This is a genomic window from Pseudoalteromonas luteoviolacea H33-S, from assembly GCF_001625695.1.
Classification (GTDB): domain Bacteria; phylum Pseudomonadota; class Gammaproteobacteria; order Enterobacterales; family Alteromonadaceae; genus Pseudoalteromonas; species Pseudoalteromonas luteoviolacea_B.
Window position 1 is genome coordinate 68,906 of sequence record NZ_AUXY01000035.1, and the last position, 12,751, is coordinate 81,656.

At 43.5% G+C, this 12,751-nt stretch carries 9 protein-coding genes; 2 read left to right on the forward strand and 7 right to left on the reverse strand.

Annotated elements, in window-relative coordinates; all coding sequences use genetic code 11:
- Nucleotide 1: 1 nt before the first annotated feature.
- The gene (locus N477_RS02105) at nucleotides 2–298 is read right to left on the reverse strand and encodes a CsgE family curli-type amyloid fiber assembly protein (protein ID WP_063361151.1); all 297 of its coding nucleotides are present in this window, start codon (nucleotides 296–298) and stop codon (nucleotides 2–4) included.
- Nucleotides 299–432: 134 nt separating this feature from the next.
- Nucleotides 433–1,965: a curlin gene (locus N477_RS02110; RefSeq protein ID WP_063360967.1), complete on the reverse strand. Its 1,533-nt coding sequence runs from the start codon at nucleotides 1,963–1,965 to the stop codon at nucleotides 433–435.
- Between the two features lie 723 nt (nucleotides 1,966–2,688).
- Here N477_RS02110 and N477_RS02115 point away from each other — a divergent pair.
- Entirely contained in the window at nucleotides 2,689–5,190 is a 2,502-nt protein-coding gene (locus N477_RS02115; RefSeq protein WP_063360968.1) for a S8 family serine peptidase, read from the forward strand.
- A gap of 46 nt (nucleotides 5,191–5,236) precedes the next feature.
- Here N477_RS02115 and N477_RS02120 read toward each other — a convergent pair whose 3' ends face one another.
- The 5 genes from N477_RS02120 to N477_RS02140 all read right to left on the reverse strand — a co-directional run bounded on the left by N477_RS02120 (nucleotide 5,237) and on the right by N477_RS02140 (nucleotide 11,623).
- A complete protein-coding gene (locus N477_RS02120) occupies nucleotides 5,237–5,851 on the reverse strand; it encodes a flavin reductase family protein (RefSeq protein WP_063360969.1) in 615 nt (204 codons plus the stop codon).
- A gap of 254 nt (nucleotides 5,852–6,105) precedes the next feature.
- A complete protein-coding gene (locus N477_RS02125; RefSeq protein ID WP_081216378.1) occupies nucleotides 6,106–7,293 on the reverse strand; it encodes an RNA polymerase sigma factor in 1,188 nt (395 codons plus the stop codon).
- A 109-nt stretch (nucleotides 7,294–7,402) separates the two neighbouring features.
- Nucleotides 7,403–9,820: an ATP-binding protein gene (locus N477_RS02130; RefSeq protein WP_063360970.1), complete on the reverse strand. Its 2,418-nt coding sequence runs from the start codon at nucleotides 9,818–9,820 to the stop codon at nucleotides 7,403–7,405.
- Nucleotides 9,821–10,058: 238 nt separating this feature from the next.
- Entirely contained in the window at nucleotides 10,059–10,616 is a 558-nt protein-coding gene (locus tag N477_RS02135; protein WP_231098066.1) for a hypothetical protein, read from the reverse strand.
- A 101-nt stretch (nucleotides 10,617–10,717) separates the two neighbouring features.
- Nucleotides 10,718–11,623 (reverse strand): LysR family transcriptional regulator, encoded by a 906-nt coding sequence (locus N477_RS02140; RefSeq protein WP_063360972.1) that lies wholly within the window; start codon nucleotides 11,621–11,623, stop codon nucleotides 10,718–10,720.
- A 124-nt stretch (nucleotides 11,624–11,747) separates the two neighbouring features.
- Here N477_RS02140 and N477_RS02145 point away from each other — a divergent pair, with 124 nt between their 5' ends.
- Nucleotides 11,748–12,593 (forward strand): type 1 glutamine amidotransferase domain-containing protein, encoded by an 846-nt coding sequence (locus tag N477_RS02145; RefSeq protein ID WP_063360973.1) that lies wholly within the window; start codon nucleotides 11,748–11,750, stop codon nucleotides 12,591–12,593.
- The last annotated feature ends 158 nt before the right edge of the window (nucleotides 12,594–12,751 follow it).

Sequence of the window (12,751 nt, forward strand, 5' to 3'; positions counted from 1 at the left end):
TTTACCATCCACTTTCAGCTAAATCAGGGGATCTTTGTTGATGTTGCGCACTGGCCATTGCATCCATGACCGCAAATAAAGCCGCTTCAACACGTTCATCTAGAGATCCGCCTCGTCGTCCCATCGCCGTGCTGTAAACTAAATGACGATTCATGCGCACATCTAATCGCGTACCAGCGCGCGGCAGGACAGTTTCTTTTATGGTTATATTGACACCAGAAGTATTAGGCACCTCTCGCCAGAGTTGAGAGAAATCATAATAAAATTGATAACCAAAGCGACTAATGCTTTGGTCCATAACAAGACCACCTAATTCAACTTCTTCATGGTGTTTAGAGGGCTTCGCAAAAGAGGGATAGCTTTGCCCCAAAAGTATCAAAATACAAAATGCGTACTTCATAGTAATAAGGGGGGCAAAGCCCCCTCCTGTAATTACTGCTGTGTAATCGTTGCGACGTTATTGTCACCAATTTGCGTGATACGCAAAGTTTGTGCATTACCTGCCACACCACCTTCAACAAGGTTACCATTACCCGTTTGACTGATAGACACGATATTGTCATTACCCGCGACAACAAAGCCGCCAGACTCGATGCCTGCAACAAAGTTATTATTACCATCTTGTGCCAAGTCAATAGAGTTGTTGCTGCCTTCAAGTAATAAATCAATGACGTTCAGCTCACCCGCTTGCGCAATATCAAGCTGATTATCTGAACTTGCCACCACATAACCCATAGTAACAGCTGCACTATTACCAAGATCAGACTGTACTACTGTGATGTCGTTGTTGTTAGACTCAATACTTGGATCTGGCTCTGACGACTGCAATAAAAACTCATTTTGGCTACCGTTTTGTACGAGATCCACATCGTTGTCATCGCCATTAAACAAGGCAATGTGTGCATCGTTAGTATCGCCTAACTGTGTCGTTGAAATTTCATTGTTATCACCCACAAGGCCAACATACAAAGCATTTGAACCCAGCGCTTGCGCTGAAGCTTGTTGCATACTGATCACGGTGTTGTCATTACCTTGAATATCCACCGCAGCTGAAGATTCATCACCTTTTTGCGTCACGGTGACATCATTGTCACTGCCTTGAAACAAGCCACTGTCAAACTCAATTTTGCTGCCTTCTTGGTCCACTTTTAAGTCATTATCGCTACCGATGATACCAGCGATATTAACAGCATTGTCATCACCTTCACTGAGTTCAAGCTCAATATCATTATCATCGCCATTGATTTGTAAAATAGACACGCGGTGGTCGTCGCCAACTTGTGTCACTTCAATGTCATTGTCATTACCAACAACTGCTTCGACTTCAACTTTACTGAACGTGCCAATTTGGTCAATCGTAAAGGCGTTCTGATCGCCTGTTACATTGTTTAAGTGGACTTCATGCCACTCGCCTGACTGTGTGCTCGTAACCGTATTTTGGTTACCTTGCATGTTTTTATTGTACATCCAGTGACCGCCCGTGCTCTGTGATACACGCACATCATTTTCATCACCGTTGATGACATTCTCAACTTCGTTATTAATACCTAAGTAGCCTTGACCACTTTGTGCTACTGCAAGCTGGTTACTGTTACCTGTGATCACGGCTTCAGCACCGTGCGAGTCGCCTTCTTGCGCGTAACTTTGAATGTTGCTATCACCCGTTGTGGTCACCAAAATCGCATGGCTGGTGCCTGTTTGGTTCGTAGTCGTCTCATTGAAGCTGCCAGTTGTTGTGACATTCGCAAGGTTACTTGTACCTTCTTGAAAGCTCACGAGTGTATTACCACCGACAGACGCATTTTGTGTCACTGTCAGCGAGTTACCTGTTGTTGTACCTCTTTCAAGTTGGCTTAAAGTAGAGGTAGCTTGTGTTTTATTCGTCTCTTCTATCGTTTGCGCAGCAACCGATTGGGTAAATGCCAAAGCAAGCGCACAACTAATTAATGATTTAGAAAACTTCACACTTTTCTCCTTAGTGTTTTAGTATTTTTAATTTGGGGTTAGTACCTTTATCGCGCCACTTTAACTCAAGTTAACTACGTCAAATCTTGTCGTTGCCGAGACAAAGAATGATCAAATTAAATTAAAGTCAATCCACAATAGTGGTACTGCTAAATAAAATTGATTTATTCACTATCACAAAAATATTGAGAATAAATCACGATGCGTCCTGTTCTTATTTTGAAGTTCTTTAATTATTAGTTTGTCACTTTGTTGATCTATTTCAGTATGTGTTTTTATCCAACCCGATAGACTTTAAAGTGAGTCACGTATTCACTCTAAATTGGTATGTAAAGAAGATAAATGAGAAATTTTATTGAATAATTTAATTCATAATTATCATAAACTTACCCATAAGACATTACATACAATGTGATTACGCACGCTAAAATACAAAAAAAGTATGAGTAAAAAAAACTCAAATTTTTAAAGCCCCCACATTAAAAAATACCAAAAAAGTATGAACCGCCATCTAAAACACCTCTCAAATACCACAAAAAAACATGAAATTTGACCATTGAACTAATTTCAATTTGATGTGCTCACAATCTCTATACTAAGTTGAGAGTCGTTGCCAAAAACGATGCCGTCATCAGTTCTTATAGATAGAAGTCCTAACAAAAAAGTAGTCGTGCTAATCCGCACCACTTCTTACAACTTAGAACAACTAAAATTGGAAGAATGATGAAAACTAAACTTACAGCTTTAACGCTGGCGCTCACGCCATTGCTTGCTTTTACATCTCACGCCGCAGTGCAAATTCAATCAACATCTCAAACTATTGATGATAGTGTCCTTGTTGTGTTTAAAGACAATGCAAGTGTTGCAATGCGTGCGCAGGCTCGTCAACTTGTTAAAGCACGTATCTCAGATAGCAATGCTGATGGCAAAGATGATAATTACAAAAATATCTTGAAAGGTCGTTTAGCAAAGTTTGACCTAAGTACAGTTTCACCAAAAGAAGCCATAAAATTACTTGAAGATCACCCTGCTGTTGCTTACGTGGAACCAAACTACATAGTCAAAGCAATGGCTATCCCAGATGATAGCCTTTTTGATCAACTTTGGGGCTTACATAACACAGGCCAAACAGGCGGTACTAACGATGCAGATATTAATGCACCTGAAGCTTGGGATATTAGTGTCGGTTCTCGTGACGTCATCGTTGGAGTGATTGATACTGGTGTGGATTACACTCACCCTGATCTAAGCGCAAACATGTGGGTAAACCCAGGCGAAATCGCAGGGGATGGCGTAGATAATGATGGTAATGGTTATGTTGACGATGTATATGGTATCAATGCCATTACTGATAGCGGCGACCCAATGGATGACCAAGGGCATGGTACACACGTATCTGGAACGATTGGCGCATCTGGCAACAATGCAACTGGGGTTGTTGGTGTTAACCATGAGGTCTCCATTGTCGGCTGTAAATTCCTTAATTCATCCGGTAGTGGCTCAACCGCAGATGCCATCAAATGTATCGATTATATGGTCGGTTTGAAAAATGCGGGCCACAACGTCAGTGTACTAAACAACAGTTGGGGCGGTGGTGGCTTTAGCCAAGCATTATATGACTCAATGACAGCGAGTGATCAGGCCGGTATCTTATTCGTTGCGGCGGCTGGTAACGGTGCCAGAGACAATGATGTGTCACCAAGCTACCCTGCAAGCTATGACCATGATAGCGTTTTAGCTGTCGCGTCGACGACACACACTGACAGCATGTCTTCGTTCTCGCAGTGGGGTCTAACTTCTGTCGATTTAGGCGCGCCAGGCAGTGATGTATTGTCAACAGTCCCAGGCGGCAGCTACTCGTCTTTCTCAGGCACATCAATGGCAACGCCACACGTTGCGGGTGCTGCAGCCTTAGCGCTTGCTGTAAACCCTAGCTTGACCACCATTGAGCTTAAAAACCTACTTATGAATTCAGGTAAGCCAATCCCTGCACTGGAAGGAAAAACGGTGTCAGGTAAACGTCTTGATGTACATCAAGCACTCATTGACGCAGATCCAGAGCCTGGCTTTAGAGTGATAGCATCACCTGTTGCACAAGAGATCACAGCAGGTGAAACCGCTCAGTACCAATTGACTTTCACTTCAGTTGCGAATTGGCAAGGTGAAATAGCGTTGACAGCAGCTGGTGATTTGAATGGCGTTACCTTATCAACCGCAACGGTTACACCAGGTGAGACAGCTGTACTAAGTGTGCCTACCACAGCAGAAACACAATGGGGCGCATATAACTTCACTGTAAACGCGACATCAGGCCAGCTTAGCCAACAGAAGCAAGTTGCGCTGACAGTACTGCCGCAAGGCATGCGTGACTTCACCTATGACAATACAACCAGTGTGGATATTCCTGATAACGCTGCTGAAGGTGTGGAATCTAAGATCACGATTGTTGACCCAATTACTATTTTTGGCTCTAGTACGGCTTTAAATATTAGCCATACCTATATCGGTGATTTACTTGTTACCCTTACGTCACCAACTGGTACCGTGGCGACTTTACACAACCGTGCCGGTGGTAGCGCAGACAATATCGTAGGCAGCTTTGCATCAGGCGCCTTTAACGGTGAAGTTGCTGCAGGTGATTGGACATTAAAAGTAGTTGATAACGCTGCGGTTGATACTGGCACACTCAACAACTGGTCTCTTACTCTGACGGGTATTGGTGAGATCTCTGAACAGCCTCCTGTTGCAGGTTTCGACTTTGTACGTGACGGCTTAGATGTCACGTTTACTGACACCAGTACTGATGTCAACGATGACATAGTTAGCAGAGCGTGGGACTTTGGTGATGGCAATACCAGCAACCAACAAAATCCACTACACACTTTTGCTGCTTCAGGCGAGTATGAGGTGACACTCACAGTCACTGACAGCCAAGGTCACACGCACGCTAGCACACAAACTATCTCAGTGAGTGCTGATAAGCCACTTCTTGAAGTGGTGAGAGCGAACAAAACGCGTTTAGGCTCAATTCGTGTTGAATTACGCTGGAGTGGTTCTACTGCGGATCAAGTTTCCATTTACCGTGATGGTCAGTTAGTTAACACAGTAAACAACACAGGTAAGTTCCGTGACTTCACGCGTGACGCAGAAGCGACAAGCTACACCTACAAACTGTGTCAAGCAGGCGATATTTGCTCACCAGAAGTGACAGTTAACTTTCAATAGTCTTTGAATAGGCCCAAAGTGGTCTATGACTTTTAACGCTGCACGGCTACTTTGGCCGTGCAGATTTAAACACCTCACCTAAACTTGCAAATTCGGCGCCGCCAAGTCGCGCTAATGGATCTAGCTTTAACGCATCGACTTTACTACGTCCTTTGTCATCCAGTTGTACAATTTCATCACCGATATAAGCATGAGTGACTTCAACAAAAACGAGCTTCATCGGTAATTCACCCATTTCAACCACTTTGTGTAACTTACACGCAAAGGCAACCTTTGCTTTTTCAATACGAGGCAAAGTGGAACCAGGAAAATCACACACCGCCAAATCGAGTAAATCGAGCTCTGATTCATCATTGGGTAAAGAGGCTGCCGATTGTGTTACCTCATGTGCCAACGAACTGTCCGCAATATGGATCACCAACTCCTGTGTCGCCTCGACATTCACCACTGAATCTTTGTATTCACCCGTAGGCTTTTGCCCTACTGCATACATCAAAATGGCAGGATCAGAACTAATCGCGGTAAAATATGAGAAAGGCGCTAAATTCAGCGTGCCTTTTGCTGTTTTTGATAATACCCATGCGATCGGTCTAGGCACCACAGTTTGGGTCAATGTATGGTAAATATGATTTGGAGATAATTCCTTAAAATCTAAAATCATTATGATGGCCTTTAATTAAGTAGCGGATGTGCATGAATACGAATTGTACATGAAAATAAATCGAGCTCATTGAAAAGTATAAACATAATGACTAATAGTTATTTAAGGCTACCAACTCAAGTCTTCCTAAAAGTTAATCAACACCTCAACTAAAATAAATTTAATCCAAGCCGAACGGCATGCTTAAAAATAAAAACCGCTTTATTAATAAAGCGGTTTTTATAAATAATGCTCAAACAGGCTCGCTCACAGCATCATATCCATTGTGCAAAGCGACCACTTAACTCAAACCCCCAGAGTAATCCAGCCGTGCCGCCGATGACGCCAAATCCCCAACCTAACATGCCAAATTTATTTTGCTTTGAGAGTTGTTTGTATGCGAGCTCATCACCTTGCGCTTGTTGAATGATCCGCTGCTTATTTGCCACAGCCATGATCACAGTAAACCGAGTCACCCCAATCAATAAAAATACATAGCTTAAGGTGGGGAATAGCCAACCGGCACTAAATTGATAAGCCAATACCATCAGCAGCGCACTGACAACTATCCATGCATTGGTTAGCCTACGAGCGCGATGTAATTTGGCCACCACTTCAGAGTCATCAAAATGTTTAAGCGCTCTTTTGGCACTGATATCATTAGCTAGCAAAGCCATCGCCCCACCAGCCACCGCACCGCCGAAAATACTCGCTAGTTTCCATAACCATGAGGCTTGAGATTGTGTCGCAGCACCGAGCGTCGCAGCAGCCACTGGGGAGGAAGTGACTGCAAGGGATAAAACCAGCGATGACAGCCCAACCGGTGCGGTCGCTAAAATCAGCTTGCCATAGTTCGCCATCATTTGGCTTTTGAGTTGCGTGCGCACACGCTCCAAACGCTTTCTCAGTGCACTTTCACTGACCCCTAGTAAGGCACTCACATGCGCTGTACTTTGACCTTCTCGATAATAGAGTAAAACCGCCTCTTTGCTGTCATCAGGCAATTTATCTAAAAAGTGATACAGCAGCGCTGATTGCTGTTTTTTAATCAGCATATCATCTAACTCGCTTGCACCATCTACTAATTGTTGCAGAACCCGTTCGGCCTGTGCTGAACTCACCTGTTTATGTGATACCGCCCCCTGATCGCGAAGGTGGTTAATGGCTGTATAGCGCGTTAACTGCCTTATCCAAGGTAAAATACTGGCGTTACTTTTTAGCTCTCCCAGCTTGTGCCATGCCTTAATAAACACCTTTTGACTGACATCTTCACTGTGTGCAACATCTTTGGTGATTGCCAATGCAATGCTACTCACCACGCCAGATAGCCGCTCTACCAAAACAGAAAATGCTTTTTTATCGCCCGCTTTTGCACTCTCCACCAATTGAATAAGCTGACTTTCAACATCCATCGCATTTTCTCCTTGCATCGAAACCGGTAAGTACGCCTTTGACTCTATCATAACTTTTCCTTCCAACTGTCGTTATAAATAAAGTCACGGCCAAGAAGATAACTGTGACAAAAATTTAAAGGTTTACTTTTTTAAAAGTAAAAAATGAGAGGTAAGATACTTATTTTACCGGACAATGAATAACAAAGTGGGTACCTGATTGCGCCTTCGTTTGCAGCTCAATTTTACCACCAAACTCTTGGTGAATGATGTTATATACGCGGCTCAAACCAAGCCCACTACTTCCCTTGCCAAGCGCTTGTCCAGCAAATGGCACAAAAATATTGCTCGCCATTGTCTGCTCAATGCCACAACCGTCATCACCGTACGTCAGCATGATCATACGTTTGTTTTGCGAAAACTGTGCGTTTAACCAAATATTCCCTGAAGGCATATCAACAAAGCCATGTTTAAGTGAGTTTTCAATCAGCTTGCTCAGTACTTCATCCATGGCCTCGGCGGGCCCCGACAGCATAATTCCTGGATCTAGTTCCAAACTACATGTCACTTGCCTATCGGCAAATTTGGCGGCATATTTTTCAATGATGCTAGTGACTAACTCAGACAAAGTAAATATACGCGATGTCGCTGGATCCGTTTCGTGTCGATAGCCTAAGCCTTGAAACTTTTCACTCAATTTCAGTAAATGTACCAAGCTAGCATGATTAGACTGCAAACTCTGTTCAATGACATCCAAGACTCTCAGTAATTCCGACTTTTTCAGCTGTTCATTGTCTATCGTCTTGAGCAGCCCCACTAGCTGCGACTGCATCACTGATTCTGCTGTGGCGATATTGCCAAGTGGCGTGTTGATCTCATGGGCCATGCCCACCACCATACTGGTCATTGACGCCATTTTCTCCGCTTCAACTAACTCTTGTTGTGTCTGCTGCAGTGCCTGCAATGACGCCTCTAGTGCCTCCGTCTTATCCGTCAAATCTTGGTTTGTTGCTTGTAATTCTGCGGTCTTCAATGCAACTTTTTCATCTAGCGTCATATTTGCGACCTTCAACTTTTGCTCAGCCTCTTTGAGCTCCGTAATATCTGTGATCACTCCTTCAATACTTTGCTGATTATCGCTGTAGCCACCGCGCTCTATCATCCAGCGAATACCGCCATTACGGTGAATCACTCGGTAAATCACTTTAAATCGACCACTATTTGCCAGCTCATCTTGGATCACCTGCCACACCATTCCTTGATCATCTGGATAAATGATATCAGCAAACGCAAGCGCTTTATTTTGAATAAAATCCTCGGCAAGATACCCAGTTGCAGACTCTATCGCGCCATTCAAGTACATCATGGTCCAGTACTTATCATTTTTACAGCGATAGACGATTGAAGGGATTTTATCAACCAAGGTTTCATAGCGCAGTTTCTCATCAGACAAATTCTGCGACATATCTTGCAGATGTTTGACATAAGCTTTGTTACGGCGGTGAAAAAACGCAAACAACAAAGTCAGAATCATGACCTCTGCTGCAATACTGATAAATGCCATTGTTTGCACTGCAATAAAGGCTTGCTCAATTTTATCAATCGCGGGTTGCAAGGGCATAGACGTTAATAGTACCCAGCCTTTTGACTCAATAATTGACATCGTAAAAAGCCGAGACCTATGAGCCAAATAGGCTGTCTCATGTGACCATAGCTTTTGATATGCTTCATACCAGATCCCTTGCTCAACCGCTTCAAAACCCGCTCTTTGCTCTGTTTGTAGCAAATGAGAGATGTCTGACGCGACAATGTCACTTTTTTCATTGAGTAAAATAAAGCTGCTTTGCTGAGCGCCTTTTAGCAGCTTGGCATTATCTAACAAGCTTTGCAGTGTAATGTCATGACCGACATTGCCGTACCAAATACCATCGATATAAACAGGCGTGACCGCTGATAACATAAGTAGTTCGGGAATCGGATCTTCAATTAATGGCGTCCAGTATGTGCCAGGAGGCGTATCAGAGGTAAGCCAAGGGGTTCCTTTATAACTGAAGCCTGCTTTTGCCTTAAACACAAAATCAGGCTCGTCTGGCCAAAAAATAACGATACCGCCTGCTTCATTCATAAACCAAGTATCAGAGAATTGATTCGACAGCGCCCCTTGACCAAACGTCTCCACCGTCTGTTTAGCAATCAGTAACCGTCTTGTTTGCAGCGCAGATAAGTCGGTGCCCGCAGGTAAATAAACCCCTGCTTGCTCTTGCCCATTAAAGCCCTCCATGCGCGAGCGAATAGAGCCATCTGGATACGGTTGAATAAGATCGGTGAACTTTTGAGTGGGATTAACATCTGCGCTTTCGAAATTAGACTGAAGGGCGCTTGCCAGCCTAGTCGATGAGTCTGCGGCGTACTGCAATCGTTGTTCGATTTGCTCAGCAATAAACGCCGCCTGCCATGCCCGCTGCTCTTTTATTTCATACAGCTCTTTATCAATTAACTTAGATTGCTCCAACATGCTGTAATACAGCAATATAGTTAACACCAAGACTGCTGATATTGCAGGCACAAACCACGGCGTCGAGCGGTATTTTACACCCATAACCGCCCTATCTATTTACAGACCAAAACGGCTAACAAACTTAATCGACAACAATTCATAAACCATCTAACCACTTGTGCATTTACTTAATCATTGCCAATATTAGCCAATTTTCAAATTAATCCTGTAACTCCTTGGTTAAATCATTCTCATCGAGCAAGCAAAAAGTGACCATTTATTCATGATGTGGTCAGTCCCATCGTTAGAAGATGGAATAGGTGCCATTAAGGCACCTTGGCTATTTTAAAGTCAGCCCATGGATCGTCATCATCGCGCGACCGCCCGCTTTGTCGGTTAAATCAGGCACAAAATACAGCGCAGAGACAGAAGCAGTTACTATGCCTTTATCTTGTGACCAATTAGGCGTCCAATCTGGTCGAGCAAACTGCTCAAGGGTAACCTGCTGTGTTTTCGGCTCAAGCGCCTTTGGCAAAACCACCTGATAATGCGCGTAGCTTTTATCACCATCGCCACCATATTCAGTTTGCGACAGCTTAATCACTAACGGCTTATCACTTTGATAAGTGACTTCAATGGTCGTTAAATCAATCAAGTTGCCCTTGGGAATATCGTAAATGAGCTCTACCCACGAGTTATTTTGCTTATCAACTCTTGGGACGCGATCAAAGCCAATTTTAACTCGGTCATCCTGTACAAGAGGCTCATCCAAAATCACTTGGCTGCCATGAGGATCGGTCGCATAGCGCCAATTGTTAGCATCAAAAGAAGGGACAGCTTGCATACCGGAGCAACCTACCAGTAACAAACCACTCAAAAAAGACAGTGCACGCATCATGCTCTCCTTGTTTATTTTCACACCGATAATAAATCAATCACCATGTTTATACAGTTAATTGCGTCTAGCCACAGCACAAACCCGATAAATCAAAATCATCACTATGTTCTGGCCACCGCCACAAGCTGTTCGCGAAACCACTTAATTGCCTGCTCATCTTTATTTTTAATATGCCAGTATACTTTCATGGCATAACTTTTCATGGGTATCGGTGTTTCGAATTGAGAGATTTGAAATTGCTTACTTATCGCATCGAGAAAACGCCTTGGTGCAGTAAAAATGGCATCACTTTGCTCAACGATATATGGCGCACTTGAGAAATTAGCGACCTTGTACTGCACAGTCCGTGAGAGACCATGCTCATTTAACGCATCATCCACCATGCCTCGGGTGTCTTTGCCAGTGCCCGCGAGCAAATGAGGGTATTGGCAAAACAACTTAACATCCTGCGGATTTGCCAATATTGGATGGTCATTTTTTACCACCGAGACAAAATCATCACGATATAGGGTTGTCACCATCAAGCTCGGGTGGCTGGACTCAACAACACTAATTGAAAAATCTACTTCACCGCTTTCAATTTGACTGGCCAACCCGCGTTTGTCCAACTTGGTGAACACAACCCGCACTTGTGGTGCTACCTTAGCTAAATGGGTGATCAATGGCGCTGATAGGGCTTGCTCTACCAGATCACTCGTGGCGATATAAAATGTACGTGTCGAGGTTGTTGGTTCAAACTGCTCTTGAAAGAGAATATTCTTTTCAAAATCATTTAACCAACGATTAAGTTGCGGCTTTAATGTCTCTGCACGAGGCGTCATGACTAACTGATTGCCTTGGCGGATCACCAGCGAATCATTAAAACTATGACGCAGCTTTTTGAGGGTATGGCTCACCGCCGACTGTGTCAGCCCCGCTCTCTCGCCTGCTCGAGTTAAGTTTTTTGTCTCGAATATAATCTGCAACAATCTCAATTGATTCAATTCGATATCTGAAATATTAGCCATACCACCACTCAACTATTAATCATACTCATAACTATATTATGTCAATTAATTTCATTAATGAAGGTTAAATTCATAAGCTGTGTGACATCAAACAAATACACAGTTTTAAAAAATAGGAAGCACCATGAAATTAAAAACACTACTGGCACTAAGCACTTTGACTTTAAGCCCAATCGCGCTGGCTGACGACATCTTGGTTGTGATGTCAGATACCGCACAAATGACCCTCAAAAATGGTACCGAATACAAAACGGGTGTATATCTCAATGAACTAATGGAGCCTGTGAAACTCTTTTTAGAAGCGGGTCACACCTTAACCTTTGCCTCACCAAAAGGCATGGCCCCAAGACTAGACCCAGTGTCTGATACCGCTGATCACTTTTTAGATACCAGCAAAGCAAACTACACAGCGCATAAAGCGTTATTCAATCAACTGATGATCGATGATAAGTCACACAGCCCTGTTGTGAGCTTCTCTCGTATTGAGCAAATTGGTATCGAGCAATTTGATGCCGTATTTGTACCGGGTGGACATGCGCCGCTGGGAGATCTGGTTGCCAATCCACAGTTAGGTGAATTCTTAAAACATTTTAACTCAGCGCAAAAACCGACAGGATTGGTTTGCCATGGGCCGGTAGCACTGCTCTCCGCATTGCCTAATGCAGCAGAGTTTGAAACACAGATGAAACAAAACAAAGATGCTAAACCTGCACAGGGCTGGGTGTATGCAGACTATAAAATGACCACATTTAGTAATTCAGAAGAGACTGTCGCAACGAAATATTACCTAGGCGGCGATGAACTACACTATTGGCCGCAGGATGCCTTAACTAAAGCGGGCGGTAAATACTCCCGCGGTGAACAAGATTGGTATCCACATATTGTTGTTGACCGCGAACTCATTACAGGCCAAAACAACAAGTCTTCTGTCGGTGTAGCAAAAGCTCTACTAAAACAACTTGAGCAATAACCCGCTCTTTTACGATAAAGCGTGCCTCGGCACGCTTTTTTTGTTCCTACTGTACTCGCCTCCACTTCAAAAACCTATGTACTCAATGGCATGTCGCTCTCTTACATCATCTGCAATCAATCACTTTGCAATTTTGATTAAATTTAACCCATATGCAT

Excerpts from the sequence above, each read along its gene's own strand:
- N477_RS02105 (WP_063361151.1), bottom strand. The coding sequence starts at position 298 with ATGGACCAAAGCATTAGTCGCTTTGGTTATCAATTTTATTATGATTTC.
- N477_RS02115 (WP_063360968.1), top strand. The coding sequence starts at position 2,689 with ATGAAAACTAAACTTACAGCTTTAACGCTGGCGCTCACGCCATTGCTT.
- N477_RS02120 (WP_063360969.1), bottom strand. The coding sequence starts at position 5,851 with ATGATTTTAGATTTTAAGGAATTATCTCCAAATCATATTTACCATACA.
- N477_RS02125 (WP_081216378.1), bottom strand. The coding sequence starts at position 7,293 with ATGATAGAGTCAAAGGCGTACTTACCGGTTTCGATGCAAGGAGAAAAT.
- N477_RS02130 (WP_063360970.1), bottom strand. The coding sequence starts at position 9,820 with ATGGGTGTAAAATACCGCTCGACGCCGTGGTTTGTGCCTGCAATATCA.
- N477_RS02135 (WP_231098066.1), bottom strand. The coding sequence starts at position 10,616 with ATGATGCGTGCACTGTCTTTTTTGAGTGGTTTGTTACTGGTAGGTTGC.
- N477_RS02140 (WP_063360972.1), bottom strand. The coding sequence starts at position 11,623 with ATGGCTAATATTTCAGATATCGAATTGAATCAATTGAGATTGTTGCAG.
- N477_RS02145 (WP_063360973.1), top strand. The coding sequence starts at position 11,748 with ATGAAATTAAAAACACTACTGGCACTAAGCACTTTGACTTTAAGCCCA.